We start from the raw sequence: 25,297 nt of genomic DNA, 5'->3' as shown, positions 1-25,297 counted from the left end.
ACACTTAAATAAAGGGGCTGGGCATGCCCCCGGCTCGTGAGCGGTCAGGGCCGACTCAGTCGTCGGCCTCGCGGCGCAGGTACCAGACCGTGGCGGCCACCGCCGCGAGCCACACCGCCGTCACCGCGACCGGGCCGCCGATCAGGTCGCCGTACTTGTACGACGGGAGCGCGAGGACGACGGCGAACCAGGCGACCAGCCCCCACCCGCCGAGCGAGCGCGGCGGTTCCCCGCCCGCCCGGAACACCACGACGGAGCCCGCGCCGATGCCGTAGAGCCCGGCCGCGAGCAGGGCGAGGGCGATCGCCGTGTCGAAGGCGGGGTCGTCGTCCGCGGCCCACACCTCATGCGCGGTCAGCACCGTGAAGGCGCCCAGCAGGACGGCGCCCGTCCCCCACAACCGACGCCACAGGGCCCGTCGACGGCGGTGGATCCTCTGGTGCGTCGGTCCCTCCGCACGGCGCCGCTCGGCATGCTCCCGCGAGCGCCGGGCCGCCCGCACCCGGGCCCGGCGCATCCGGATCTCTCGCCGCCTGCGCCGTTCGGCCGTGTCGCGCCAAGGTCCGGGCATCAGCAGACTCCCCCCGTCGCCCCTTAGGGAGGAGCCTTGGGAGCGGCCGGTGATTCAGGCCGGGACGCGCACGAACCGGTCCAGCGCGCGGGTCAGCTCCTCCGGCTTCTCGACCGGGAGTTCGTGACCGGCGTCGATGATGCGGACCTCGGCGTCCCGATACGCCTTCGCCATCCGCAGCATCTGCCGTACCGGCAGCTGGATGTCGTGGTAGCCGTGGATCATCAGGGTGGGAACGCCGATCTCGCCGACCCGGTCCAGCACGTCGAAGGCGCGCATGGCGCCGTACAGGGTCATGACGACCTCGCGCGGCGTGTCCGCCGAGGCCTTGACGTAGGCGCGGATCTCGTCGCGCGGGTAGCCGGGGGCGAAGGCGCGCTGGATGTTGGTGGCGACGAACAGCTTGAAGGGGACGAGCGTCGAGACGCCCAGCAGCAGTCCCCTGCCCCGGCTGTAGGTCATGCGTCCGATCGAGTTGACCAGCACCAGGCGCTCGACCCGTTCAGGGTGGGCCAGCGTGATGGTCTGCGCGATCATGCCGCCCATCGAGTGGCCGACCAGGACACAGCGCTCGATCTCCAGATGGTCGAGGAGCGCGAGGACGTCGTCCGCCAGCTCCGCGATCGTGCGCACCCCGGCGCCGCCGCTCTCGCCGTGGCCGCGCAGGTCGAGGCGGATCACCCGGCGCTTCTCGGCGAAGTGCGCGAGCTGGTGGTCCCAGCGGTGGCGGTTGGCCGTCCAGCCGTGCACGAACACCAGGGGCACGCCCCCACCGTCGCGGGGGCCCTCGTCGTCGTACGTCAGTGCTGCGCCGTCGACTTCGAGCTGCGGCATGGCGGCCTCCCTGCGGTCCCGTGGGTTACTGACCGGTACGGTAGCCGCCCGCGGGGCCGACGTCACCGTGCGGTGGGCCACTGCGCCGGCCGCCCCGGTACGCCCCATGACGAGGCGCCCGGCCGGTTGATCCCTGCCGGGCGCCGCTCTGGACCGGGGTCAGCCGCCGTTCAGTCGCGCGCGCAGCAGGCCCTTGCCGATCTCGGCACCCTTGCGGCTGTCCGCCTGGGCCTTGCGGAAGAGGTCCGCGACCTCGCTGTCCTTGTCGCGTTCGGCGTCCTGGATGTACGACTCCAGGCGCAGCGCGTTGTTGAGGCATGCCTCGACGTACCAGATGAGGTTGTAGTCCTTGTCCGGCGTACCGGTCACGCCGCCGGTCTCCGTGCTGCTGGTCATGGGGGCTCCCTCCAGCGGTTGTCGTTCCGGGACCGGCCGGGTACCCGCTCCGCGCGGCTCAATCGGCTTCCCCGCGGGTCTGTCAGCCCACGTCCCACAGGAAGCGGTGCGTGTGGATGCCGAAGTAGGGGAACGAGCGGACCTCGCGGACCCCCTCGACGGCCCGTACGACGTCGTTGACGAAGTCCAGCAGGTCGCGCGGTCCCGGGGCGACGACCTCGACGAACAGGTCGAAGCCGCCGGAGGTGAGCACCGAGTAGATCACCTCGGTGCGCCCGGCGAGTTCGTCGGCGACGGCACGGGGATCGCCGTCCACGCCGATGCCGAGCAGTGCCATGGCCTGGCCGCCCATCGCCATCGGGTCGGTGACCCCGACGACCTGAACCGCCTTGGCGTCCAGGAGGCGTTGCAGGCGCTGCCGGGCGGCGGAGGCCGAGAGGCCGACCTTGGGGCCGAGGTCGGCGTAGGCGATACGGCCGTCGCTCTGCAGTTCGCGCAGGATGGCCCGGTCGATCTCGTCCATGCTCAGCCCGCCAGTTCGGTGAGCGCGGCGGCGAAGACCTCGGTGTGGGTGTCGACGTCGCGTTCGGTGGTGTCCGGGCACATGAGCGCCATGTTGTGGAACGGCGTCAGGAGGATGCCCCGGTTGGCGAGGTAGAGGTGGAGAAGGTCCTCCAGCTCCTCGTCGCCGGCCGCCGCGGACTCGGTGCCGGTGCGGGGCGCCGGCGAGGCGAAGCGGTACTCGGTACGGGCGCCGAGTCTGCTCACCGACCAGGGCAGCGCGTGGGCGTCGATGCCCGCGCGGACGCCCGCCTCGAAGCGTTCGGACAGCTTGGCCATGTGGGCGAACGCGTCGTCGGTGAGGACGTGTTCGAGGGTGGCGCGCATCGCGGCGACCGAGAGCGCGTTCCCGGCCAGGGTGCCGCCGACGCCACCCATGTCGATGAGGTCGAGGTCGGCGCGGCCCAGCAGCCGGTCGGCGAGTTCGGCGGACAGTCCGTACGCCCCGGCCGGGATGCCGCCGCCGATCGCCTTGCCGACGGTGAGGAGGTCGGGCTCCAGGTCCCAGGCGGCCGTGCAGCCACCGGGTCCGGCGGAGAGGGTGTGCGTCTCGTCGTTGATGAGCAGGGTGCCGTGCCGTCGGGTCGACTCCCTGACCCCTGCGAGGTATCCGGGCTCCGGCAGCACGATGCCGATGTTGGTGAGGGCGGGCTCCATGAGGACGGCGGCCACGTCGCCGTGGGCCAGCTCGCGCTCCAGCTGCTCCAGGTCGTTGAACTCGGCGACCCGGCTGGTGAGGGTGACGTCGCAGGGGGCGCCCACGTTGCCGGGGCGGGCGATGCCCTGGCCGTCCGGGCCGACGACGATGAGGGACTCGTCGACGCTGCCGTGGTAGCTGTAGCTGTTCACGAGGATCTTCGGGCGGCCGGTGACGGCCCGGGCCAGCCGGATCGCCCACCGGTTGGCGTCGGTCGCGGTCAGCGAGAAGCTCCAGCGGGCCAGCCCGAAGCGGCGGGTCAGCTCCGCGCCGACCCATTCCGCGTCCTCGGTGGGCAGCATCGCGGTCGCCCCGCCGAGCCCGGCGAACCGCCGCTGGACGGCCTCGGCGACCGGCGCGGGCGAGTGTCCGGCCATGGCGCCGGTGTCACCGAGGCAGAAGTCGACGTACTCGTGGCCGTCGATGTCGGTGACCCGCGCACCGCGGGCGCTGTCCAGGTAGCGGGGGAAGGGCCCGGCCGTCTTGTTCATCCAGGTCATCGGGACCCGCCCGAAGAGATGGTCGGCACGCGCGTAGGCGTCCCTGGAGCGCGGACAACGCCGCTCGGCCTCCGCCTTCTCGCGGGCCAGCAGGTGGGAAAGGCGAGTGCGGTCCATGGATACCCCGAGCCGTGAGTGCCGACTGATCGATGGCAGCGTAAGGCTGAAAACGCACAGATCTCCAGATCCAAGAAACGATTCGATCGTCGCCGCGATCGATTCGAGTGTCGTCCGGCCGTGGAGAGAACACGCGCGATGCGGGTCAGCTGCGAACTCCTCGGTGTACCGACCGCAGCGCCCGATGCGGGGCGGCCGGCCGCGGCCATCATCGGCACCCGGCGTCTTCCCCGAGCACGCCGGGTCCGTCCAGCGGCAGATCAGAACACCGCTGCCCAGACTGATCGGCCCCCGCGGGGCGCTCGGGAGAGCTCGGCCGGGAGACGGGCGTCGACGAGGCCCTGCGCCGCCGTCCCTCATCGCGTACGGCCGGCAGGCGCCGGTGCGGCTGGGACGGGAACAGGGGCCCGACCGGTCCCCCGTTCCGGTCGTGCCCCTGCGGCCCGACGAACTTACGTGAATGACACCGCGGTTGTGAATCGCGTTCATGCCAGATGCGGCGTCACGGGCACTCACCTGTGCACAGGTGCGTCCGAATAGCGCGCTTTCGCACGCCGAGCCGCTACCCGGCGAGCCGCGGTTGCCGGACGTCCCCGGTGGCCAGATGGGCGAGGACGACCTCGTACAGGTCGCTGCCGCCGGCGAGGAGCTGGCGTTCCAGGACGGGTTCCGCGCTGCGGACGTGCTCACGCACCGTCTGCGCGTGCACGCCCAGGGCCTGTGCGGTGCGTTCGGAGTTGCCGCCGGCGGCGATCCAGGTGCGCAGGGTGCGGCGCAGGTCGCGGGCGTCCGGGGCGAGGCGGCCGACGAGGTCCTGCCCCCAGGTGCGCAGCGCGGGCCCGGACAGTACGTCGCCGAGCCCGGCGGGCGTCTCCTGCTCGGCCTCGGGAGCGGCGGGCACCGACTCCATCCCCACCTGCGTGTTCAGCGCCAGATGGACGACGGCCCGGGCGGTGAGGTCGGTGAAGGACACGCCGAGCAGCCCTTCGACACGCTCCATCCGGGCGCGCACGGTGTTGCGGCTGACGCCGAGGACCTTGGCCGCGTTCACCGCGGTGAACTCCAGGCCGAGGCGGGTGGTGGCGAGGAGCTCGGCCCGGGTGTGGTGGGCCAGCGCGTCGAGGGGGCGCAGCAGTTGGGCCGTCCAGCTGTGCAGGAGCGCGGGGTCCATCAGGCGTTCGGGGTGGGTGCGTTCGGCGTAGACCGCCGCGTTGTCCGGCCGGAAGTGGGCGACCGCGAGGGCGCTGACGGCCTGTCCGTAGGCGGTGGCGGTGCGGGCGAGGCTCTGCCGGGCGCTGCCGCCGAGGAAGGTTCCGGGACGCCGTTCGATCAACGCCCGCAGGTCATGGGCGGCGGTGTCGCCGGGGATGACGACGATGACGTGCTGGTCCATCGCCGGACAGCGCACGACGAGGGCCTGTTCGGCGATGGCGTTCAGGCACTCCTCGAGCAGCCGGTCCCGGTCGCCGGCGGCGCTCTCGACGACGTAGACGCACGCCGAGTCCGTGTCGAGCAGCCCCGGCCACAGGCCCGCGGCGACGCGACGGGCCGAGACGATGTCCTCGACCATCAGCAACTGGAGGATCGCCAGCCGCAGATCGGAGGTGGCCCGTTGCAGACGGCGCCCCGCGACCGTCGACTCACGGGCCCTGAGCAGGAGTTCGACGACCTGAGCGGTGTGCGTCACCATGTCGGAGGCGTGCCGGTCGAACGGGGTGTCCCGGGAGACCGCCAGGACGCCCGCCGCGGCCGAGTGCGGCTGTGCCACCCGGACCAGGCGCTGGTGCCGCCCCTCGCCCTCCCAGGCGGCGGACGCGATCCGGCCCGTGACGAGGTCCGCGACCAGGACCTCGTCCAGCGGAACGGGGGTGCCCGCGACGAGGGTTCCCGTGTCGTCCTGGAGCAGGGCCGTTCCCTGGACGCCGTCCGCGAGCCAGGCCACGACACGGCGGACGTCCCGCCCCGTCGGCCGCAGATGCTCAAGCAGTTCCCGCGCCCACGTCACCTCGGCGCCCGTCGTCCGCGCGCCGTCCTCACTGCCCGCCACGTCGCCCTTCTCCTCGTCCCTCGCGTCGACCCCGCCCTGCCGGTGCAGGTGCCGGGACGTTACCTCACCCCGTGGGTTCTTGGGTCGTACGGTGAACCGGTGGCCGCGGCCCTCCCCGCCCCCGTCCTGCACGGCGGCCACCCTCGTACGGCATAAGCTCGACGGATGGCGAAGTACTTCGACGTGCACCCCGACAACCCCCAGCCGCGCACCGTCTCCCAGGTCGCGGACAGCATCAGGGCCGGGGCACTCATCGCGTATCCCACGGACTCCTGCTACGCGCTCGGCTGCAAGCTGGGCAGCCGGGAGGGCATCGAGCGGATCCGCGCGATCCGCCGGCTGGACGACCGGCACCACTTCACCCTGGTGTGCCAGGACTTCGCGCAGCTGGGCCAGTTCGTCCGGGTCGACAACGACGTCTTCCGTGCGGTGAAGGCCTCGACGCCGGGCAGTTACACGTTCATCCTGCCGGCGACCAGGGAGGTGCCGCGCATGTTGCAGCACCCGAAGAAGAAGACGGTCGGCGTCCGTATCCCCGACCATGTCGTCACCCAGGCCCTGCTGGCCGAGCTCGGCGAGCCGCTGCTCTCCAGCACCCTGCTCCTGCCCGACGAGGACGAGCCGATGACCCAGGGCTGGGAGATCAAGGACCGTCTCGACCACGTCCTGGACGCGGTGCTCGACTCCGGCGAGTGCGGCACCGAGCCGACGACGGTCATCGACTTCTCCGGCGGCGAGGCGGAGATCGTACGGCGGGGAGCGGGCGACACCTCACGGTTCGAGTGAGCGGAGCCCGGGCCCAGGGGGTCCTCGCACCCCAGTTACGTGGTGCGTGAAACGATATTCCCGGCCCGACCCCGCCGGGCCGGCGAGCTGCTCGCCGTCATATGCACAGAGAGGCGCCCCCATGACCTCGGTACAGGGAACCCCCGTCGACATCGCCACCGCGGACGGCGTCGCCGACGCCTATCTGGCCCGTCCCGACGACGGGCTCCCCCACCCCGGTGTCCTGCTCTACCAGGACGCCTTCGGGCTGCGCCCGCATCTGCGGTCCATGGCCGACCGGCTCGCCGGGGAGGGATACACGGTCCTGGTGCCCAACGTCTTCTACCGGCACGGCCGTTCGCCGGTCTTCGACCTGCCGGAGTTCATCGACACCGACGCGCGGCCCGACCTGTGGAGCGCGATCGGTCCGGTCATGCAGTCGCTCACCCCCGAACTCGCGATGCGCGACGCCGGCGCCTATCTGGCCTTTCTGGCGGAGAGCCCGTACGTGACCGAGGGTCCGGTGGCACTGACCGGCTACTGCATGGGTGCCCGGCTCGCCGTGCTGACGGCGGGTACCCATCCGGACCGGGTGGCGGCCGCGGCCGGTTTCCACGGTGGCCGTCTCGCCACCGACGCCCCGGACAGTCCGCACCGGGTGGCCGAACACATCACCGCCGAGCTGTACTTCGGACACGCCGACGAGGATCCCTCGATGCCGCCGGAGCAGATCCGGCTGCTGGCGGACACGCTGACCGAGGCGGGCGTACGGCACCACGGCGAGGTCTACCCGGGCGCGCACCACGGGTACACGCAGGCCGACACGGCGGCGTACCACCACGAGGCCACGGAGCGGCACTGGGCGGCACTGCTCGACCTGCTGAAGCGGACGTTCTGAGCCAACGAGGCGGCGCCCGTGAACTCCGTGGGCGCCGCCTCGCGGTGCATTCGGTCGACTTCATTGACATGCTCGCGTCGCGGCGCGACTCTGAGAGCGCTCTCAAAACTGGTACGGACCAATCCCCGTACCTCTCCCATCCCCCCACGGAGGTGGAGCGTGCTCGGATTCCAACGACTCGGACGACTCGGACGGCTGAGGCACCGACTCCCGGCCGCGGCAGGCGCGGCCACCCTGCTCGGCGCCCTGCTCACCCTCGGCGCACCGTCGACCGCGACCGCGGCGGTGCCCGCCACGATCCCCCTCAAGGTGACGAACAACTCGGGCCGCGGCGACGCGGTGTACATCTACAACCTCGGCACCAACCTGGCGACGGGCCAGCAGGGTTGGGCCGACGCGGCCGGTACGTTCCACGCCTGGCCGGCGGGCGGCAACCCGCCGACCCCCGCACCGGACGCGTCGATCACCGGCCCCGCGGCAGGTCAGTCGAAGACGATCCGCATGCCCAAGTTCTCCGGCCGCGTCTACTTCTCGTACGGCAGGAAGCTCGACTTCCGGCTCACCACCGGCGGTCTGGTGCAGCCGGCGGTGCAGAACCCGAGCGATCCGAACCGCGACATCCTCTTCAACTGGTCGGAGTACACGCTCAACGACTCGGGTCTGTGGCTCAACAGCACCCAGGTGGACATGTTCTCCGCTCCCTACGCGGTCGGCGTCCAGCGCGCCGACGGCAGCACGGTCAGCACGGGACGCCTCAAGTCCGGTGGCTACAACGCCGTCTTCAACGCCCTGCGCGCACAGTCGGGCGGCTGGGGCGGCCTGGTCCAGACGCGCGCCGACGGCACGGTCCTGCGCGCGCTGTCCCCGGCGTACGGCCTGGAGACCGGAGCCCTGCCCGCCACCGTCCTGAACGACTACATCAACCGCGTCTGGCAGAAGTACGCCACCTCGACGCTCACCGTGACCCCGTTCGCCGACCAGCCGAACACGAAGTACTACGGCCGGGTCTCCGGCGGCGTCATGAACTTCACCAACTCCTCCGGCGCGGTGGTGACGACGTTCCAGAAGCCGGACGCGAGCAGTGTCTTCGGCTGCCACAAACTCCTCGACGCCCCCAACGACGCCGTCCGCGGCCCGATCTCCCGCACCCTGTGCGCCGGCTTCAACCGCTCGACCCTGCTCACCAACCCCAACCAGCCGGACACCTCCGCGGCGGCCTTCTACCAGGACCCGGTGACCAACCACTACGCCCGCGTCATCCACGACCGCATGGCCGACGGCAAGGCCTACGCCTTCGCCTTCGACGACGTGGGCCAGCACGAGTCCCTGGTCCACGACGGCAACCCGCTCCAGGCGTATCTGACCTTGGACCCGTTGAGCTGAGCGACCCGGCCGTCACCCCCCGCCCCCGTCCTGTCCGAACGGGCACCGACTCGGCCCATTTGCACTAAAGTTTCTCCGTCACATCGGGGGATGGGGGTCACCAATGGACACGTCCGGCGCCGTACCCGGCGAGCCGACACTGCCCTTCTGGGTTTCGTACGACGAGGAGTCCGACCCTGACGGCGAGGACTCGATGGGACTCTTCGGCAACCGTCAGGAGGCGGTGCTGCGCGGCGTACCGCTGGGTGTGCTGCGCAAGAACCTCGCCGACGCCGTCGACGCCCTTCAGGACCTCTTCGCGGAGGTCGCGGCCCGGGGCGGACCGCTTCCCCTGCGAGAGGCCCAGCTGTCCGTACAGGTGACGGCGGCCGGCGGGGTGCAGTTCGTGGGCAGCGCGCAGGTGCAGAGCAGTCGCGGCATCGTCCTCGTCTTCCGGCAGTGACCGGGCGCCGGTCATGGGGCACCACCGCGCGCTGCTCATCGGCGCCAGCGACTACGAGATGCGCGGCATCCAGCCGCTGCCCTTCGTCCCCGGCGATCTCACCCGGCTCGGCGCGGTACTCACCGGGCGCGGCTTCGCCGACGTCCAGGTGCTCGCCCGGCGCCCCGGCGGCAAGCAGATCTCCGCGAACTACATCAACGCCCGGGTCATCGGCTTCCTGCGCCGGGTACGGCCCGGTGACACCGCGTTCATCCTCCTGAGCGGACACGGGGTGCACGCGCGTGGCCAGGACTTTCTGGTGCCGGAGGACATCGACGAGGACGTCCACCCCTTCGAGTCGGGGTGCGTTCCCATCGACTGGCGGCGACACCTCGACGAGACCCCGGCCGACCATGTGGTGTTCCTCATCGACGCCTGCCGCGAGGGCATCGAGCAGGACTCCATGAGCGTGGCAGGCGTCAGGGAATGGGGGCGCCAGCAGATCAGCGCGGCACTGCGCCGGAAGGTGGCCTATCTGTACGGCTGCTCCCCGGCCCAGCTGTCGCTGTTCGTCCGCCCGCACGAACAGGTGCGGGACGGCCGCGACCACGGCACACGCCCGGGCGAATCGTTCAGCATCTTCTCGCGGTCCATCGCCGACGTGGTGACCGCCCACCCGCACGGCCGGCCGCTCGCTCTCGCCGAGTTCCGCGACGCCGTGCAGGACCGCGTCCCACGCACGACTTCTTCTTCCTGCCCCGTCCCGGCACCGCTCTGGCCCCGCACCAGAACCCCTCGCCCTGGCCGGGCCGCGACACGGCGGCGATGAGCATCGTCGCGATGCCCGAGGTGGCACCCACCCCGCCTGCTCCCGCTTTCGGCCCTCCGCCGACCATGCCGTCGCCGCCGTCGGGCGAGAGGTGGCGGTTCCGGTGGCCATGGGGCCGAGGCCGCTGGACGCGTCGGAGGAAGTTGTTCGCGGTGCTGAGCGGGGTCGTTCTGACAGCGATGGGCGGCGGGCTGTACGGCTTCTACCAGTGGACGCAGACCCAGTACTACGTGGGCAAGCTCAAGTACCTGTCGCTGTACCAGCAGAGCCAGATCGAGGACACGATCGCGTACCAGAGCCGCTCGCAGGCGCAGGCGGCGGCGATCAACCAACTCAGTGTTCAGGCCTCCGCGTGCAAGAAGAACGCGCAGAACCAGGCCGGAGGCAGCAAGGTCACTCTGACCGAGGATGAACAGAAGGTCGTCTCACTGTGCAGCTCCAAGACCCCGTAGCCGCCGCGAAGCTCACACGGGCGCACAGTGGAGCCATGAACGCGGACGACGAGACGTTCGAGGAGGTCGACCTGCCGGGGCTCCGGACGAAGGACGGGATCGCCGACATCGACGGGAACTACCCGAGCAAGGGGGCCCGTGGGGAGCGCGCCGCCTGGTTCCGGGACAGCGAGGGCAATCTGCTGGGTGTCGGGCAGCCGGTGGTCTGAGAGCGGCACTCCGCCGAGGGCGGCCCCGTGTCACTCTCCGCGCCGCAGGAATTCGCGGGCGCCGCGCAGCCTCGTCCGCAGAGTGCGCTGCGTCCGCCCGCTGTCCAGGCGGACGTCCAGCGCGCCCGGGGTGTTCAGGTCGGCGTGTCGTCCGGTGGGCAGTCTCGCCGCGTCCAGTCCGTCGCGGGCGGCGATCAGGACGCCGAGCTCGTGGCGGCTGACCGCGTCGGGTCCGCCGAGGTGGACCACGCCCGTGTGGTCGGTGGCGGCCAGCTCCAGCAGTGCCGCGGCGAGGTCGGCGACATGGACGGGGCACCGGATGACATCGGTGAACAGCACCCCCTCGCGCCGCCCCTCGGCCAGATCATGGACGAACTCCTCGTGGTCCGAATCGCCGTCGCCGACGATCAGTGAGGTGCGGGCGATGACGGCGTCGGGAGCGAGCAGCCGGATCGCCGTCTCGGCGGCGGCCTTCGCGGCGCCGTACGGCGTGACCGGATCCGGCGTGGCGGACTCGTCGTAGGGGACGGCGGAGCCGGAGAAGACGGCGTCGCTCGACACGTGCACCAGCCGGCACGCCCGCGCGCCCGCCGTCCGCGCCAACCGGGCCGCCCCGTCGGCCGTCGTGGCCCAGTCGCCCTTGCGGTAAGCCGCGTTGACGACGACATCGGGCCCGGTCTCATCGAGCGTCGCGTCGATCTCGTCCGCCCGCCGCAGGTCCAGCGGCAGCCAGCGCACCCCGGTGAGGTCACCCGCGCGGGTCGCGAAGGTCGCCGTCACGGTGTGCCCGGCGGCCCTTGCCCGTTCGGCGACCTCCCGGCCGAGAAAGCCGCTGCCGCCGACGATCAGGATCTTCATGATCGGCCACGCTAGGGCCCAGCCCGGCCGGTGCGGAAGGATGCCGTCATGCCCAGCCACGTCTACCGGGTCACCAAGTACGACCCCGCCGACCGCGACGAGCGCGGCCACTACCACGGCCCCGAGGACGTCGTCAGCGACCACGGCGAGGTCGAGGCGGCCTGTCTCAAGGCGGTGGCCGCCTTCGCCGCGGACACCGGCGTCGATCATCTGGTCGTACGGGAGCCGGAGGTTTCCTCGCTCGTCCACTTCGGTGGGGAGCCCGCGCGGGAGGACTTCGGCCTGGACGCGCTCTTCCCGTCGGGTCGGGACGGCTTCCATGACGGGGCGCGGGTGCCGCTGGACGTCGGGCTGGAGCTGGTGCGGGTGATGCTGCGGGACGGCGGCGCGTGGTGCCGGCTGGAGGTGGAGGACACGTTCGCGGTGCACGTGGGGTGGGACCAGTACCTCTACGTCGGCTCCGACCGGGCCTGTGAGCAGGCGCTGGCCCGCACGCGTGCGCTCGGGCTGTTCCCGGAACGTCTGGCCGCCTCCCCGTACGCCTTCGGGGCCGGTGATGGAGAGGAGGCGCCGGGCGTCCAGCGCGCGGCGGACGACGCTTTCTGGGTGGACGTGCGTCACGCAGTCGCCGCCGGGCGTGCCGGGATCCTGGAAGAGATGTATCTGGAGGGCGCCTCGCGGTGGCATCACCTCACCGGTGACTCCGTCGACCCGGTCCGCGCGGGACTGGCTCCCCGGGCCCGGCTGGCGGTCTGGCCACCGCTGTCGACCGACGTCGAGGCCGTCCTGGACTCCCTCCCCGCCGACGGCCTCGTCGAAGGGGTGTGGCAGTGCGAGGACGGACTCGTCCACAGCGCCGTCGCCCACGAGGAGGTGTTCACGGAACTGGCCTCCCGGATGTCCGGTGCCCGCGCCGCCGCGCTCCTTTCCGTGTACGCGGACGAACGCGTGCCGGTGTGCACGGCGGTCATGCCGGACCAGGACGGGGTCCTCCGGGCTCGCTGGCGCATCTGACCGTGTGCGAGCCGGGGTCGCGAAGTCGTTCATGGCTCAAATTCATCGCCCCGTGACCGAAGTGAACACGTGGTGCTCCAGAGTTCACTGGTTACTGCCGGTAAATCCTTGCTTTACGCGGCCCTTACGGCGTAGACCTTGCCCCAGCACTAGCGGTGGCTCTGGGGGGAGTTGGCGTATGGAAGGCACCGTCGACGGATTTCGCTACGGCGTGGTGACGCCGATCGCGGCGTATGTGATGGCGTGTCTGGGTGGGGCCCTGGGGCTGCGCTGCATCGTGCGGTCGCTGCTCAACGCCGAATCATGGAAGGCCGGTTGGCTCGCGCTGGGCGCCGCGTCGATCGGGTGCGGCATCTGGACGATGCACTTCATCGCGATGATCGGCTTCCAGGTCGAGGAGACCAGGATCCGCTACGACGCGGGGCTCACCCTGCTCAGCCTGGCCGTGTCGATCGTCGTGGTCGGCATCGGCGTGTTCATCGTCGGCTATCGCGGCGCCGGCACGGCGAACCTCTCCCTGGCGGGGATCGTCACCGGGATCGGCGTCGCGGCCATGCACTACCTGGGCATGTACGCCATGCGTCTCAACGGGGCGATCGGCTATGACGCGTTGACCGTCGGCCTCTCGGTCGTGATCGCGATCGTCGCCGCCACGGCGGCCCTCTGGGCGGCCGTCACCATCCGGGGCTTCATGACCAGCCTCGGCGCCAGTCTCGTCATGGGCGTGGCCGTCTCCGGCATGCACTACACCGCGATGGCCGCCGTCAGCGTCCATGTGCACGGCACGACCGGCGGCTCCTGGGCCGGTGACTCGGCGTCCTCGCTGCTGTTGCCGATGCTGCTGGGGCCGGTCATCTTCCTCGTCCTGGCCGGAGTTGTCGTCATGTTCGACCCGCTGCTCGTGCTGGGCGACAGTGAGGGGAGCCGTCCCGCCGCACGCCAGGAGCCGGCTTCAGCCCGGAAGCCGACCACCTGGTCCGCCGAAGAGGCTCCCGCGCCGACGCACAGCTCGCTCTTCGAGACCCCCACGAGCCCCGCACGGGCGCGCCAGCACCCCTACGACACCCCGCAGCGCGCCGGCGAATGGTGACGACGCCCCCAACGCCCGCCGCCAACCGGCTCGTTCACGGGCATCGAGGGAACCCGCCGCCCGGCCTCCGCTAGATCATTGTTACGGTGCACCGGTGTCTGACTCCTCACGCGATACCGCCGAGGGCGCCGGCTGGGGTGCTGCCGAGCGCGGCGACTTCGAGCGCCTGATGCCGTCCGAGGTCGAGAAGATCTCGTGGCTCGACCCGAGGATGCTGTGGGCGGCCCGCAACGGCGTCCTGGCCTCCTGGTTCGGCGACCCGACGGGCCGCACCCGAAGCCGCTGGGTCGCCCAGCGGGCCAAGGCGGGCGCGCCGGCGGACAAGGTGATCCGACGGGACGACCCGGACCGCTTCTCCTTCATGGTCATCGGCGACACCGGCGAGGGGGACGCATCCCAGTACGCCGTCGTACCAGGCTTCCTGAGGATCAGCCAGGACACCCGTTTCACCGTCCTCGCCAGTGACGTCATCTACCCGGTCGGCAGCGCCGACGACTACGGCACCAAGTTCTTCCGCCCTTACCAGGACTATCGCGCGCCCATCTACGCGATACCCGGCAACCACGACTGGTACGAGGACCTCGGCGGGTTCATGCGCGTCTTCTGCGACGACGCCCCGCCGCTCACCCCCGAACCCGCCCCGCGCCCGCTCAGCCGTGCCTGGCTGCGCTCCCTGCTCTGGCACCGCCCGCGCCGCGATGACGGTCAACGTCTGGACGAGGTACGACAGTTGCGGGCCGACCGGGGCCAACAGGCCGTCCAGCCCGGCCCCTACTGGGCGATCGACGCCGGACCGGTACGGATCATAGGCATCGACACCGGCCTGCTCGGAACCCTCGACGCCGAGCAGGGCGCCTGGCTGCGCGAGGTCTCCCAGGGGCCGCGCCCGAAGATCCTGGTCACCGGCTCACCCCTGTACGTGGACGGCGAGCACCATCCCTGCCCCATCGACGGCGGCGGCACCGTCGACGACATCGTCCGCGACCCGGCGCACCACTACGTCGCGGCGATAGGCGGCGACATCCACAACTACCAGCGCTATCCCGTCGACGTGGACGGCCGCACCATCCAGTACGTGGTCTCGGGCGGCGGCGGTGCCTTCATGCACGCCACCCACACCATCCCTCGGGTCGACATCGCGAACGTCACCGAGGACACCTTCCGCTGCTACCCGCTGCGCGGCGACTCCCTGGCCTTCTACAGCAGGCTCTACGGCCGCCGGCTGCGGCTGCGCCGCTTCTTCACCCTCAGCGCCGCCGAGGCCGCGGCCGTGGTCGCCGAGCGATTGCAGATCAGGCCGGGACGCGCCCCCGGCCCGGAGGCCCGGGTCACCCGGCGCACCCGCCTCGTCGCCGGGCTGCTGGGCACCGGCCGCCGCCCCGACCGGGCCAAGCGGTTCAGGCTCCCCGTGCGCAAGATCTACACGCAGCTGTTCTCCCCGAGCTCGGCCACGTACGGCCCGCCGTTCTTCAAGTGCTTCCTGCGCCTGGACGTCACCCCGGAGTCGGTCCGGCTGCGCTGCCACGCCGCGACCGGCAACCGCGCCCAGGAGGTCGACCCGCCGATCGAGGACGAGGTCACCATCGCCCTGACCTGAGGGGAACATCGCGGGACGCGCCCGGGTTGGCACTGCCGTACGACGTTGATCCATGACCCGTGGAGGGGCCCGTGCCACCCACCTCTCGTCCGCTGCGCAAGCTGGGCTTCCTCACCATCGGACTGTTCGACGAGGCGGACCCGCGACGGGGTCACGAGTCCACGCTGGAGATCATCGAGCTGGGCGAGCGGCTCGGTTTCGACAGCGCCTGGCTGCGCCACCGGCACCTCCAGTACGGCATCTCGTCCCCGGTCGCCGTCATGGCCGCCGCCTCGCAGCGCACCCGGCGCATCGAGCTGGGCACCGCGGTCATCCCGCTCGGCTGGGAGAACCCGCTGCGGCTGGCGGAGGACCTGGCGACCGTCGACCTGCTGTCCGGGGGCCGCATCAACCCGGGCGTGAGCGTGGGCCCGCCCATGCACTACGACCAGGTCAAGGAGGCCCTCTACCCGGACACGGCGGACGCCGAGGACTTCTCGTACGAGCGGGTGCGGCGGCTGCTGGACTTCGTGCGCGGCAAGTCGGCGACCGACTTCAGCGGGGTCGAGGGTTTCGAGGTGTTCTCGGACCGGGTGCAGCCGCAGTCCCCCGGTCTCGGGAGCCGGCTCTGGTACGGCGGCGGGAGCCTCGGCTCCGCGCGGTGGGCCGGCGAACACGGCATGAACTTCCTCACCAGCAGCGTCGTCAAGGCCGAACACCCCGAGGAGACAACGGACTTCGCCGAGATCCAGCTGTCCCACATCCGCGCCTTCCGCGCCGCCCATCCGGACGGCGAGGCCGCCCGGGTCTCCCAGGGGCTCGTCGTCATCCCGACCGACTCCGCCTCGCCCGCACAGCGCGCGAAGTACGAGGAGTACGCCGCCAAGCGCACCCCCCGCACCACGACCCCGCAAGGCCCCGCCCGCCTGATGTTCGCGCCGGACATCGTCGGCACGTCCGACGAGATCGCCGAACGGCTGCACGCACACGCCGCGTTCCGCGAGGTCGACGAGGTCGCGTTCGCGCTGCCGTTCACCTTCGGGCACGAGGACTACGTCCAGATCCTCACGGACATGGCGACCAAGCTCGGCCCGGCGCTGGGGTGGCGGCCCGTCGGCTGAGGTCACCAGCGGCCGGGGGCGGTCCCCACGACCGGCCGCGACGGCTTGCCGTCGACGCCCACGGGGACGTCGCCCGTCAGCATCACCCGGTGCATGGTGCGGGGGAAGTCCAGGTGGGCGTTGTCGCTGGGAGCCAGGTGGATCGTGGCCCGGTTGTCCCAGAAGGCCACGCTGCCCGGCTCCCAGCGGAAACGGACCGTGTACTCGGGCCGGACCGCCTGCTCCAGCAGCATGTCGAGGATCGCCCGGCTCTCGGGACGGGAGAGGCCTGCGATCTGCTCCAGGTAGTAGCCGTTGACGAACAGCACCCGCTCCCCCGTCTCCGGGTGCACGCGGACCAGCGGGTGCTCGGAGGCCGTCTGGTGATCCAACAGGTGCCTCAGATAACGGTCGTCACCGGGCCGCGGCTGATAGCCGACGCCGAGCCGGTGCTCGGCGCGCAGCCCGTCCACGAACTCCCTCACCGGGGCGGACAGTCCGGCGTAGGCGGCGGCCAGGTTGGACCAGGTGGTGTCGCCGCCGTAGGGCGGGACGCTCTGGGCGCGCAGGATGGTCGCGGCGGGCGGGTCGACGCGGGCACCGTGGTCGCAGTGCCAGCCGCGCAGCAGGCTGTGGCGGCGGCGCTGGAGCCACTCGTCGTGCTCCATGCCGAACTTCCCGCCCAGTTCCAGCCGGTCGGCGGTCGTCTCGACCTCGGGGAAGTCGGGAGGCGAGGCACTCCCCCGCCTGGGCAGCACCACCGGCTCACCGAACCGGCGCGCGAACGCCACATGCCCGGCGTGATCGAGCTTCTGGTCCCGGAAGAACACCACCTTCCACCGCAGTACGGCCGCACGGATCGCGGCGACCATGCTGTCCTCGATCTCTCCGGCCAGGTCGACGCCCGTGATCTCCGCCCCGATGTGTCCGGCGACCGGTTTCACCTCGATCCCGGACGCCCTCTCCGCTGCTGTCGCGTCCCTGTCCGCATTCGTCGTCATGACGAAGATCGTGTCAGCGATCACGGGCTCTGGCGACCGTGCCCGGCCAGGATCTCCTCCACCAGGTCGGTCACGGTCCGCCCGGTCGTGTCGACGCGGCACAGCCCGGCCGCGTCCACGGACTCCCGCACGAGGTGCTGAAAACGCCGGGCGCGGGCCACGAACCGGTCCACCAGGTACCGCTCCTCGGCGCTCGCCTCCCCGTACCGTGCCGCCGCGTGCATCCGGTCGGCCAGCACGCCCTCGTCCGCGGTGAACCAGACGGCCTCGACCCGCGGAACGTCGAGCGCGGCGACACGGCTGGGCCAGAGCGCGGAACCCTCCAGCACCAGACCCGGCCCGGTGCCCACGGCGTGCTCGGTGATCAGCTCCTCGATCCGCGGCCACAGCCGTGCGTAGTGGTCGAGCACCGAGTCGATCAACTCGTCGACGCCGAGGGTGCCGTAGTGCTCGGCGACCTGCGGCGGCACCTCACGGTCCGGCGTCCGCCAGGGGCGTCCCGGGTGCCGGGCCAGCAGATCGGTCGGACGGTAGGTGAACCCGAGCCGCTCGGCGGCGGCCCGGGCCACGGTCGACTTGCCGGTGTGGGAGGTCCCGCCGATGAGCAGTACGCGCATCCGACCGACCCTAGACGACCTCAGACGCTGAACTCCCGTATCACCGTGTTCCGGAAGACCGCCGTCCCGTCGATCGAGAACAGCGCGAGCCCGGTGTCGACCAGATACGGGAACGCCTCCGACGAGTGCACGTACCGGCCGTCGTCCACGAACATCTCGACGGACGTCCGGTCGACCAGGATGCGCAGCTTCACCGTGCGGGCGGAGCGGTCGAAGGGGCTGTGGCTCTCCTGCCACCTGCCGGAGGTGTCGGGGTTCACGGTGTTACGGCGGTTGAGGAACGCGTAGTCGCCGTAGACGCCGGCGTCGATGTGCCGGCCCCCGTCGGCGGAGCGGCGCAGCTGGAGGCCGGCGCCGGTCAGCGAGTCCCAGGTCACCTCGGTCGTCACCTCGTAGGAGATGCCGGTGTAGTCGAGGACGCGCGTGCCCGTCACCGTCAGGTCGCCGAGTTCGATCGTGCGCGAGACGTGGTCGTCCAGGGCGGTGATCGGGCGCGAGGCCAGGTAGTACGCGCCGGAGCCGGCCCGCTTCAGGGTGATCTCGCGGACGATCGAGTCCGTGCCGTTGAAGCCGTCGCAGTCGATGGTGGGGGTCGTGCCCGCGTAGTCCCAGTTGTTCAGCCAGCCGATCGCGTAGCGGACACGTTCGTCCAGGGTGCCGTTCGCGGACCGCTTCTCGAAGGTGACGGCTCCGTACCAGTCCCAGCCGTGGTCCAGCCACTGCGGGTCGCTCGCGTCGGGGGTGAAGGTGGTGCCGTCGAAGGAACCGGTCCAGTAGGCGTACGTGTTGGGCAGCCCGGCCCCCTTGCCGTTCGCGCTGACGCCCAGCACCCATTTCACGGTGCCGTCGGACGCGGTGATGCGGAACAGGTCCGGGCACTCCAGGACGCCGATGCCGTCCTTGACGAATCCGCCCACGTACGTCCAGGACTTGAGGTCCGCCGAGTGGTAGAAGCCGATCTTGGTGTTCTCGGCGAGGGCCATCACCCAGCGGCCGTGGTCCTCGTCGCGGATGACCTTGGGGTCGCGGAAGTCGCGGACTCCGGGGTTGGGGAGCACCGGGTCGGTGCCGTGGTTGCGGAAGGTGCGGCCGCCGTCGGTGGAGTAGTACAGGAACTGCTCCTGGTGGTCGGTGCCGCCGCCGGGCGACATCGTGACCAGGGCGATCACCGCGCCGGCGCCGAAGCCCGCGGTGTCGGCGCCGTCGACGACCACGGAGCCCGACCAGACGTCGCCGTTGACGGTGGTGTCCTTCGGGACGGCGATCCCCCGGTCGGTGAAGGAGACCAGGTCCCGGCTGGTGGCCAGCCGCCAGGCGGTGCCCGCTTCGGTGCCGGCCGTGAGGTAGTCCGGGTTGTAGAGGTAGTAGTAGTGGTACTCGCCGTCGATCCACACCGGCCGCTGCGGGTCGTTCTTCCACTGGTCGGGGACCGTGAAGTGGTACGCGGCGCGGTAACTCGCGCAGCTCCCGGCCGCTTTGGGTTTCGCGGTGGCCGGTGCCGTCGGCAGCAGTACACCGGCCGCGCCGGCCGCCGAACCCGTGAGGAGCGCTCTTCTGGAAAGTCTCATGGCCTCAGGACTGTGCGGCCTAACACGTTAAAGGTCAAGGTTTCTAACTCGTTAAAGGTCGAGCCGTCCCGACCCTTGACAGGGGCGCGGCACCCTTCCCATCATCTGGGGCATCAACCCTGAACTAACACGAGTTAGGCCCGTTGGATGACCGACTCGCACTTCTCCCGCCGCTCGCTGATGCGGTACGGCGCCTACGGCGCGGGTGCCGCCGCGCTGGCCGGCACCGCCGCGAGCTGGGACCGGCTCACCGGAGCCGACATACCCGGCCGTGACGACGGTTCCCTCGTCGTCGCCACCCTCGGCCCGGCCTACGGCCCGGAGGCCATCCGCACGCTCACCGAGGGCTTCAGGAAGGTCCACCCCGACATCAAGCTGCGCATCAACGCCGTACAGGCCACGGACTGGTCCGACTTCTTCGCGAAGATCCTCACCCAGATCGCCGCGGGCACCGCCCCCGACCTCGTCTACGTCGCCACGGAGGGCGTCCAGCTCTTCGCCCAGCGCCTCGGCGTCGCCCTCGACAAGTGGGTGAAGCGGGACGCGGACGAACTGCGCGAGTACTTCGCCGACGTCCATCCCTCGCTGGTCGAGTCGATGATGTACGAGGGCAGCCTCTACCAGCTGCCCGTCGAGTTCAACGCGGCCGACATCTACCTCAACAGCCAGGTACTCAAGCGGGCGGGCGCCTCCTTCCCGGCCGCCGACTGGACCCGCGACGACTTCACCGCGCTGCTGCGGGACATGAAGAGGTCCAGCGGCTCGCAGTTCACGCCGTACTTCTGGACCAACCGCCTGTGGGGCGGGGTCGTGCCCTGGCTGTTCGCCAACGGCACGAACCTGCTGAGCGAGTCCAAGGCACCGGGCGGCGCCTGGCTGTGGGACTCCTTCTACCCGGCCGCCGACCGGCAGGGCCGCGGCGGCGGTTACCGGTGGACGACCCCGCAGGCCGACCACGAGCGCGTCGAGGAGGCGTACGACTATCTGGCCTCGCTCATCCAGGAGGACCTGTGCACCCGCCCCGAGGGCGGCAACGGCCAGAACCTCATCGGCGTGTTCTCCACCGGCCGGGTCGGGGTCACCCCCGCGGGCGGCTTCTGGGCGGGCGGCCTGAACCTGGCCGGCATGCGGCCCGGCAGCTTCGACGTGCAGTACTTCCCGCGCTGGCGCACCCAGCGCATGCAGTTCGGCGCCGCCGGCTACGCCCTGCTGCGCACCTCGAAACTCCAGGACGAGGCCTGGGAGTTCATCAAGTTCGCGTCCCGCAGGGACACCCTGATGCGGCTCTTCGAGACCAACCAGACCACCCCGGCCCGCCGTTCGATGCTGACCGCCGACCGCTACCGGAAGATGGGCCCGAGCCACTGGCAGGTCTTCTACGACACCCTCGACAAGTTCCCGGACACCGGGCCGATCCCGGCCCCGCCGCAGGTCGCCGAGGTCGAGCAGGTGCTGCTCAAGCACACCGGGACCGCCCTCGCCTCGCGCCGCTCGGTGGCCCCCGCGCTGCGCCGGATGCAGTCCGATCTGGAGAAGGCCATGGAGCGTGACGTATGACGAACACCCAGATACCCCCCGTACGGCCGAAGCAGCGGGTGGCCGAAGCCGCCCCCGCGCCCCGGCCGTCCGCCCGCGAGCGCGGCACCCGGCTGCTGGCCGCGCTGTTCCTGGCGCCGACGATCGTCGGGATCGTGATCTTCACGGTCGTCCCGATCGCCGGATCGGTCGTGCTCAGCCTCTTCCACTGGAACGTGATCGACTCGCCCACCTTCGCCGGAGCGGCCAACTACCGCGAGATGGTGAGCGATTCGACCGTTCTGGTCTCCTTCCGCAACACGCTCGTGTTCATGGTGCTCGCGGTGGCGCTCCAGCTGCTCATCGCGCTCACTCTCGCCCTGGCGGTGAACGGACGCATGCCGGTGTGGCTGCGGTCGGTGTTCCGCTCGGCCTTCTTCTTCCCGCTCATCCTGTCCGCCGCGTCGATCTCGGTGGTGATGAAGTACCTGTTCAACCAGGACTTCGGGGTCGTGAACTGGCTCCTCGGGCTGATCGGGATCGCTCCCGTGCCGTGGCTGACCTCGGAGAACTCCGCGATGGCGGCGGTCATCCTGGTCTATGTCTGGCAGCAGTTCGGCTTCTCGTTCCTACTGTTCGTCGGTGGTCTGAACAACATCCCCAAGGAGATCCACGAGGCCGCCTCCCTCGACGGCGCGACCGGACTGCGCAAGCACCTCACCGTCACCCTGCCGCTGCTGTCACCCACCCTCCTGGTCGCGTCGGTCGTCGGCATCATCAACGCCCTTCAGGTCTTCGAGCAGCCGTACGTGCTGACCAACGGCGGGCCCGGTGACTCCACCCGCACGGTCGTCATGGTCATCTACGAGACCGCGTTCGAGCAGCTCCGCTTCGGCGAGGCGTCCGCGGTGGGCGTGTTGCTGTTCGTCCTCGTCATGGCGGTCACCGCCCTCCAGTTCCGGCTCAGCCGGCGTTTCGTCCACTACCAGTGAGCCGGGTGAACTCCCCTATGAGCCAAGCGACTTTGACCGCGAGCCGGGCACGGCGCACGCTCTCGCCCTGGGCGCGGATCGCCGGCCTCGCGATCTGCGCCCTGCTGACCCTGGGACCGGTCATCTGGACCGTCTCGACCTCGCTGCGCACGCCCGCCGAGTCCTTCGACCTCCCCCCGAAGATCATTCCGACCAGCCCGACGATCGAGTCGTACCGTGGTGTCTTCGATCAGATCGATGTGTGGCTGCTGGCCCTCAACTCCACTTTGGTGACCGCGTTGATCGCGATCGGCCAGATGATCACGGCCGGGCTCGCCGGGTACGCGTTCGCCCGCCTGGAGTTCCGTTTCAAGAAGCCGCTGTTCGGTCTGGTCCTGGCGACCATGATGGTCCCCTTGCAGGTCACGATCGTTCCGGTGTTCCTGGTGCTCAAGTCGATGGGTCTGACCGACACACTGCTCGGTCTGATCATTCCGGCGTTCCCGACCGCCTTCGGCACCTTCCTGATGCGGCAGTACTTCCTCGGTATGCCGAAGGACCTGGGCGAGGCGGCGATGCTGGACGGCTGCGGGCCCTGGCGGACCTTCCGCTCGGTCTACGCCCCGCTCGCCACACCCGGCCTCGCGATCGTCGGCGTACTCGCCTTCAACTACCACTGGAACGAGTTCTTCCGACCACTGATCCTGGAGACCTCCGGCCAGAACTACACCCTGCCGCTGGGCCTCGTCTCGCTCCAGGGCAACCTCGGCACCGGCTCCATCTCGGTGGTCCTCGCCGGTGTCGTCCTCTCCATGATCCCCGCCGTCGCCGTGTTCGTCGTCGGCCAGCGCCCTCTGCGCGAGGGCATCACGTCCGCAGGAGTCAACCGTTGAACACTGACCCCGACGCCCCGCGTTTCAGGGTCCGTCCGCCCGCCCACTGGATCAACGACCCGAACGGGCCCTTCCGTTGGCGGGACCGCTACCACCTCTTCTACCAGCACAACCCTGCCGCACCGGTCCACGCGAACGTCCACTGGGGCCACGCCTCCAGCCCCGACCTCGCCCACTGGGAGCACCACCCGATCGCGCTCACCCCCACCCCGGGCGGCCCCGACGAGGCGGGCTGCTGGTCGGGGTGCCTGGTCGACGACGACGGCACGCCGACCGCCGTCTACACCGGCATCGACCGCCACCACACCGGCCTCGGCGCGCTCTGCCTGGCCCGGGCGGTGGTCCCGGACGACGAGACACTCACCGACTGGAAGCCGCTGCCGACGCCCGTCGTGAGCGGCCCGCCGGACGGTCTGGACGTCGTGATGTTCCGCGACCCGTTCGTCTTCCGCGACGGCGGACGACGCTGGGCCCTGGTCGGCGCGGGCCACGCCGACGGCACGCCCTCCGTGCTGCTCTACGACTGCGACGACCTGGCCGCCTGGCGGTTCGCGGGCGTCCTCCTGGACGGCAACGACCCCGTCGCGACCGACGTGTTCGGTGACAAGGCGGTGGGGTGGGAATGCCCGCAGCTGTACACGACCGGGGGCGGCGAGTGGGTGCTGGTGGTGTCGCTGTGGGACGGCGACCCGATGAGCACCGGATATCTGACGGGTCGTCTGGAGGCTTCCTCCGAGGCCGGGTTGAGGTTCGTCGCCCGCGGCGGCGGCCAACTCGACCACGGACGGGCCTTCTACGCCCCCGCCGTGCTCCAGGAGGACGACCGGGCCCTGATGTGGGGCTGGTCGTGGGAGTCCCGCGAGCAGGGCGAGATCGACCGCGCGGGCTGGGCCGGCACCCTCACCGCACCGAGGGCCGTGGGCGTCCACGCGGACGGGGCCCTGAGCGTCGTACCGGCGCCTGAGCTCCAACTGCTGCGCGCGCCGGAGCCGTTCGTGACCGAGCCGGCCCGAGCGACCCCGTTGCCGCGGTCGTACGACCTGACGGTCACCGCCCGCGCCCGGACGGCCGTCGGCCTGCTGCGGTCCGCCGACGGCACGGAACTGACCGTCGTGCTCGACCCCGACGAGGGCAGGGTGAGCGTGGACCGCGGCGTGGGAAACGCGGCGCCGGTCGTCGTACGGTCGCCCGCGCGGCAAGTACGGGTCCTCGTCGACGGCTCCCTGCTGGAGGTGTTCGTCGACGACCGGGCGACGGTGACCGAGCGGGTCTACCGGCGGGACGGCGACGTGGCGGAGCTGACCGTGACGGGAGCCGGGGCGACCGTCATCGGATGGGAGCAGGTCCCACCGACGCACGGCTGATCACCGGGCACGCGAGACGCCGTACCGTCGCGGGCGGCGTCTTGCCCGTGTCGATGGCGTCCAGGAGCAGCCGCGTCGCCGCCTCGCCCATCGCCCGGTGCGGCAGCGCGACCGTGGTGAGGGGCGGGGAGAGATGGGCGGCCATGTGCTCCTGGTCGTCGTAGCCGACCACGGAGAGGTCCTCGGGGACGGCGAGCCCGAGACGGGTCGCGGCGTGCAGGACGCCCGCGGCGACCCGGTCGTTGTAGCAGAAGACGCCGGTGGGGCGACGGTCGGCGGGTACGCCGTCAAAGAGCCGCAGCGCTCCCTCGTGGCCGCCGGAGATCTCGCCGCCCGTCCGCACGACCCACTCCTTCGGGACGGTGATCCCCTCGGCGCGCAGCGCGTCGCGGAAGCCGCGCAGGCGTTCCACGGAGGCGATGTCGTCGAGGCCGCCGACATGGGCGATCCTGCGGTGCCCCTGCTCCAGCAGCAACCGGGCCGCCGTACGGCCCCCGGCGCGTTCGGCGGGGATGACGGCGGGCAGGGAGTCGTCCTCGGGGACGCAGTTGGCGAGGACGGAGTGGGTGCGGTGCAGGCCCTCGGGGACCCGGACGCGGCGCAGGGAGAAGGCGGCGTAGATGATGCCGTCCACGCGCCGGTCGAGGAGCTCGGCGACCGCCGCGTCCTCCTTGGCCGGGTCGCCACCGGAGTCGACGGTCAGGACGAGGTGCTCGCTGTCCCAGGCGGTCTCCATGGCACCGCGCAGCAGCCGGCCGGCGAAGGGCGAGGAGGCGATCTCATCGGTGACCAGACCGATCACGGCCGTACGGCGGCGGCGCAGGCCGCGGGCCACGGGGTCGGGGCGGTAGCCGAGCTGGGCGGCGGCCTGGCGGATGCGTTCCTGGGTGGCGGGCGAGAGATTGCCCTCGGCGCGGCCGTTGAACACGAAGGAGACGGCGGTGTGCGAGACCCCGGCGAGCCGTGCCACGTCCCGTGACGTGGGGCGTCCCTTGCCCGCCGGCTGCTTCTCCTCGGTGCTGCCCATGCCGTCCGCTGTCCTCATCCCCG

The 25,297-nt window shown here is 71.1% G+C and carries 25 protein-coding genes and 1 pseudogene; 15 read left to right on the top strand and 11 right to left on the bottom strand.

What is annotated here, in order from left to right; genetic code table 11:
• Nucleotides 1-55: 55 nt before the first annotated feature.
• The 6 genes from ACIHIX_RS15630 to ACIHIX_RS15605 all read right to left on the bottom strand — a co-directional run bounded on the left by ACIHIX_RS15630 (nt 56) and on the right by ACIHIX_RS15605 (nt 5,723).
• Entirely contained in the window at nt 56-571 is a 516-nt protein-coding gene (locus ACIHIX_RS15630) for a hypothetical protein (RefSeq protein WP_399955327.1), read from the bottom strand.
• 54 nt (nt 572-625) lie between these two features.
• Nucleotides 626-1,405 carry an alpha/beta fold hydrolase gene (locus tag ACIHIX_RS15625; RefSeq protein WP_399955324.1) on the bottom strand — a complete coding sequence of 260 codons (780 nt, stop codon included), beginning with the start codon at nt 1,403-1,405 and terminating at the stop codon, nt 626-628.
• A 159-nt stretch (nt 1,406-1,564) separates the two neighbouring features.
• Complete coding sequence (locus ACIHIX_RS15620) at nt 1,565-1,801, bottom strand: hypothetical protein (protein WP_399955321.1); 237 nt, start codon at nt 1,799-1,801, stop codon at nt 1,565-1,567.
• An 82-nt stretch (nt 1,802-1,883) separates the two neighbouring features.
• Complete coding sequence (locus tag ACIHIX_RS15615; RefSeq protein WP_399955318.1) at nt 1,884-2,324, bottom strand: Lrp/AsnC family transcriptional regulator; 441 nt, start codon at nt 2,322-2,324, stop codon at nt 1,884-1,886.
• A 2-nt stretch (nt 2,325-2,326) separates the two neighbouring features.
• Entirely contained in the window at nt 2,327-3,676 is a 1,350-nt protein-coding gene (locus ACIHIX_RS15610) for a transaminase (RefSeq protein ID WP_399955315.1), read from the bottom strand.
• Nucleotides 3,677-4,238: 562 nt separating this feature from the next.
• Nucleotides 4,239-5,723 carry a helix-turn-helix domain-containing protein gene (locus ACIHIX_RS15605; protein WP_399955627.1) on the bottom strand — a complete coding sequence of 495 codons (1,485 nt, stop codon included), beginning with the start codon at nt 5,721-5,723 and terminating at the stop codon, nt 4,239-4,241.
• 165 nt (nt 5,724-5,888) lie between these two features.
• On the opposite strand from ACIHIX_RS15605, the gene ACIHIX_RS15600 reads away from it, so the two are divergent.
• The 7 genes and pseudogenes from ACIHIX_RS15600 to ACIHIX_RS15570 all read left to right on the top strand — a co-directional run.
• Entirely contained in the window at nt 5,889-6,509 is a 621-nt protein-coding gene (locus ACIHIX_RS15600; protein WP_329331934.1) for an L-threonylcarbamoyladenylate synthase, read from the top strand.
• 121 nt (nt 6,510-6,630) lie between these two features.
• Nucleotides 6,631-7,386, top strand: coding sequence for a dienelactone hydrolase family protein (locus tag ACIHIX_RS15595; RefSeq protein ID WP_399955312.1), 756 nt, complete (start codon nt 6,631-6,633; stop codon nt 7,384-7,386).
• 159 nt (nt 7,387-7,545) lie between these two features.
• Nucleotides 7,546-8,769, top strand: a complete 1,224-nt coding sequence (locus ACIHIX_RS15590; RefSeq protein ID WP_399955309.1) for a glycoside hydrolase family 64 protein — start codon at nt 7,546-7,548, stop codon at nt 8,767-8,769.
• A 103-nt stretch (nt 8,770-8,872) separates the two neighbouring features.
• Entirely contained in the window at nt 8,873-9,211 is a 339-nt protein-coding gene (locus ACIHIX_RS15585; RefSeq protein WP_399955306.1) for a hypothetical protein, read from the top strand.
• A 13-nt stretch (nt 9,212-9,224) separates the two neighbouring features.
• Nucleotides 9,225-10,019 (top strand): caspase domain-containing protein, encoded by a 795-nt coding sequence (locus tag ACIHIX_RS15580; RefSeq protein WP_399955303.1) that lies wholly within the window; start codon nt 9,225-9,227, stop codon nt 10,017-10,019.
• 152 nt (nt 10,020-10,171) lie between these two features.
• Nucleotides 10,172-10,471 carry a hypothetical protein gene (locus ACIHIX_RS15575; RefSeq protein ID WP_399955300.1) on the top strand — a complete coding sequence of 100 codons (300 nt, stop codon included), beginning with the start codon at nt 10,172-10,174 and terminating at the stop codon, nt 10,469-10,471.
• A gap of 56 nt (nt 10,472-10,527) precedes the next feature.
• Nucleotides 10,528-10,680, top strand: a pseudogene (locus ACIHIX_RS15570) (VOC family protein); the annotation flags it as partial.
• A gap of 30 nt (nt 10,681-10,710) precedes the next feature.
• On the opposite strand, the gene ACIHIX_RS15565 reads toward ACIHIX_RS15570, so the two are convergent.
• The gene (locus ACIHIX_RS15565; protein WP_399955297.1) at nt 10,711-11,538 is read right to left on the bottom strand and encodes an SDR family oxidoreductase; all 828 of its coding nucleotides are present in this window, start codon (nt 11,536-11,538) and stop codon (nt 10,711-10,713) included.
• Nucleotides 11,539-11,586: 48 nt separating this feature from the next.
• Between ACIHIX_RS15565 and ACIHIX_RS15560 the strand changes: the two genes are divergently transcribed.
• The 4 genes from ACIHIX_RS15560 to ACIHIX_RS15545 all read left to right on the top strand — a co-directional run bounded on the left by ACIHIX_RS15560 (nt 11,587) and on the right by ACIHIX_RS15545 (nt 16,339).
• Nucleotides 11,587-12,552, top strand: a complete 966-nt coding sequence (locus ACIHIX_RS15560; RefSeq protein ID WP_399955294.1) for an RNA-binding protein — start codon at nt 11,587-11,589, stop codon at nt 12,550-12,552.
• A gap of 178 nt (nt 12,553-12,730) precedes the next feature.
• Entirely contained in the window at nt 12,731-13,642 is a 912-nt protein-coding gene (locus ACIHIX_RS15555; protein WP_399955291.1) for an MHYT domain-containing protein, read from the top strand.
• 94 nt (nt 13,643-13,736) lie between these two features.
• A complete protein-coding gene (locus ACIHIX_RS15550) occupies nt 13,737-15,239 on the top strand; it encodes a metallophosphoesterase family protein (protein WP_399955288.1) in 1,503 nt (500 codons plus the stop codon).
• A gap of 71 nt (nt 15,240-15,310) precedes the next feature.
• The gene (locus ACIHIX_RS15545) at nt 15,311-16,339 is read left to right on the top strand and encodes an LLM class flavin-dependent oxidoreductase (RefSeq protein ID WP_399955285.1); all 1,029 of its coding nucleotides are present in this window, start codon (nt 15,311-15,313) and stop codon (nt 16,337-16,339) included.
• A 2-nt stretch (nt 16,340-16,341) separates the two neighbouring features.
• Here the strand turns inward: ACIHIX_RS15545 and ACIHIX_RS15540 are convergent, their stop codons facing one another.
• The 3 genes from ACIHIX_RS15540 to ACIHIX_RS15530 are packed head-to-tail and all read right to left on the bottom strand — an operon-like array spanning nt 16,342 to nt 19,504.
• Complete coding sequence (locus ACIHIX_RS15540) at nt 16,342-17,319, bottom strand: TauD/TfdA dioxygenase family protein (RefSeq protein WP_399955282.1); 978 nt, start codon at nt 17,317-17,319, stop codon at nt 16,342-16,344.
• A 20-nt stretch (nt 17,320-17,339) separates the two neighbouring features.
• Nucleotides 17,340-17,936: a hypothetical protein gene (locus ACIHIX_RS15535; RefSeq protein ID WP_399955280.1), complete on the bottom strand. Its 597-nt coding sequence runs from the start codon at nt 17,934-17,936 to the stop codon at nt 17,340-17,342.
• A 20-nt stretch (nt 17,937-17,956) separates the two neighbouring features.
• Complete coding sequence (locus tag ACIHIX_RS15530) at nt 17,957-19,504, bottom strand: glycoside hydrolase family 32 protein (RefSeq protein WP_399955277.1); 1,548 nt, start codon at nt 19,502-19,504, stop codon at nt 17,957-17,959.
• A 147-nt stretch (nt 19,505-19,651) separates the two neighbouring features.
• Between ACIHIX_RS15530 and ACIHIX_RS15525 the strand changes: the two genes are divergently transcribed.
• From ACIHIX_RS15525 to ACIHIX_RS15510, 4 genes are read left to right on the top strand one after another with little or no spacing between them, the layout of a single operon-like run.
• On the top strand, nt 19,652-21,061 hold the full coding sequence (locus ACIHIX_RS15525) for an extracellular solute-binding protein (protein WP_399955274.1): 1,410 nt from the start codon (nt 19,652-19,654) through the stop codon (nt 21,059-21,061).
• Nucleotides 21,058-22,011 (top strand): carbohydrate ABC transporter permease, encoded by a 954-nt coding sequence (locus ACIHIX_RS15520; RefSeq protein WP_399955272.1) that lies wholly within the window; start codon nt 21,058-21,060, stop codon nt 22,009-22,011. The genes ACIHIX_RS15525 and ACIHIX_RS15520 overlap by 4 nt, the downstream gene beginning before the upstream one ends.
• A gap of 17 nt (nt 22,012-22,028) precedes the next feature.
• Nucleotides 22,029-22,883 carry a carbohydrate ABC transporter permease gene (locus tag ACIHIX_RS15515; protein ID WP_399955268.1) on the top strand — a complete coding sequence of 285 codons (855 nt, stop codon included), beginning with the start codon at nt 22,029-22,031 and terminating at the stop codon, nt 22,881-22,883.
• The gene (locus ACIHIX_RS15510) at nt 22,880-24,247 is read left to right on the top strand and encodes a glycoside hydrolase family 32 protein (RefSeq protein ID WP_399955265.1); all 1,368 of its coding nucleotides are present in this window, start codon (nt 22,880-22,882) and stop codon (nt 24,245-24,247) included. The genes ACIHIX_RS15515 and ACIHIX_RS15510 overlap by 4 nt, the downstream gene beginning before the upstream one ends.
• Here ACIHIX_RS15510 and ACIHIX_RS15505 read toward each other — a convergent pair.
• The gene (locus ACIHIX_RS15505) at nt 24,210-25,274 is read right to left on the bottom strand and encodes a LacI family DNA-binding transcriptional regulator (protein WP_399955262.1); all 1,065 of its coding nucleotides are present in this window, start codon (nt 25,272-25,274) and stop codon (nt 24,210-24,212) included. The genes ACIHIX_RS15510 and ACIHIX_RS15505 overlap by 38 nt on opposite strands.
• Nucleotides 25,275-25,297: the final 23 nt, after the last annotated feature.

It is taken from the genome of Streptomyces sp. NPDC051913, assembly GCF_044593635.1.
GTDB lineage: Bacteria > Actinomycetota > Actinomycetes > Streptomycetales > Streptomycetaceae > Streptomyces.
This window is presented reverse-complemented; position numbering and strand designations above follow the sequence as displayed.

Bases quoted from the DNA above. Each gene is read 5' to 3' on its own strand.
- ACIHIX_RS15630 (WP_399955327.1), bottom strand. From the start codon at position 571: ATGCCCGGACCTTGGCGCGACACGGCCGAACGGCGCAGGCGGCGAGAG.
- ACIHIX_RS15625 (WP_399955324.1), bottom strand. From the start codon at position 1,405: ATGCCGCAGCTCGAAGTCGACGGCGCAGCACTGACGTACGACGACGAG.
- ACIHIX_RS15620 (WP_399955321.1), bottom strand. From the start codon at position 1,801: ATGACCAGCAGCACGGAGACCGGCGGCGTGACCGGTACGCCGGACAAG.
- ACIHIX_RS15615 (WP_399955318.1), bottom strand. From the start codon at position 2,324: ATGGACGAGATCGACCGGGCCATCCTGCGCGAACTGCAGAGCGACGGC.
- ACIHIX_RS15610 (WP_399955315.1), bottom strand. From the start codon at position 3,676: ATGGACCGCACTCGCCTTTCCCACCTGCTGGCCCGCGAGAAGGCGGAG.
- ACIHIX_RS15600 (WP_329331934.1), top strand. From the start codon at position 5,889: ATGGCGAAGTACTTCGACGTGCACCCCGACAACCCCCAGCCGCGCACC.
- ACIHIX_RS15595 (WP_399955312.1), top strand. From the start codon at position 6,631: ATGACCTCGGTACAGGGAACCCCCGTCGACATCGCCACCGCGGACGGC.
- ACIHIX_RS15585 (WP_399955306.1), top strand. From the start codon at position 8,873: ATGGACACGTCCGGCGCCGTACCCGGCGAGCCGACACTGCCCTTCTGG.
- ACIHIX_RS15580 (WP_399955303.1), top strand. From the start codon at position 9,225: ATGGGGCACCACCGCGCGCTGCTCATCGGCGCCAGCGACTACGAGATG.
- ACIHIX_RS15565 (WP_399955297.1), bottom strand. From the start codon at position 11,538: ATGAAGATCCTGATCGTCGGCGGCAGCGGCTTTCTCGGCCGGGAGGTC.
- ACIHIX_RS15560 (WP_399955294.1), top strand. From the start codon at position 11,587: ATGCCCAGCCACGTCTACCGGGTCACCAAGTACGACCCCGCCGACCGC.
- ACIHIX_RS15555 (WP_399955291.1), top strand. From the start codon at position 12,731: ATGGAAGGCACCGTCGACGGATTTCGCTACGGCGTGGTGACGCCGATC.
- ACIHIX_RS15540 (WP_399955282.1), bottom strand. From the start codon at position 17,319: ATGACGACGAATGCGGACAGGGACGCGACAGCAGCGGAGAGGGCGTCC.
- ACIHIX_RS15535 (WP_399955280.1), bottom strand. From the start codon at position 17,936: ATGCGCGTACTGCTCATCGGCGGGACCTCCCACACCGGCAAGTCGACC.
- ACIHIX_RS15530 (WP_399955277.1), bottom strand. From the start codon at position 19,504: ATGAGACTTTCCAGAAGAGCGCTCCTCACGGGTTCGGCGGCCGGCGCG.
- ACIHIX_RS15525 (WP_399955274.1), top strand. From the start codon at position 19,652: ATGACCGACTCGCACTTCTCCCGCCGCTCGCTGATGCGGTACGGCGCC.
- ACIHIX_RS15520 (WP_399955272.1), top strand. From the start codon at position 21,058: ATGACGAACACCCAGATACCCCCCGTACGGCCGAAGCAGCGGGTGGCC.
- ACIHIX_RS15515 (WP_399955268.1), top strand. From the start codon at position 22,029: ATGAGCCAAGCGACTTTGACCGCGAGCCGGGCACGGCGCACGCTCTCG.
- ACIHIX_RS15505 (WP_399955262.1), bottom strand. From the start codon at position 25,274: ATGGGCAGCACCGAGGAGAAGCAGCCGGCGGGCAAGGGACGCCCCACG.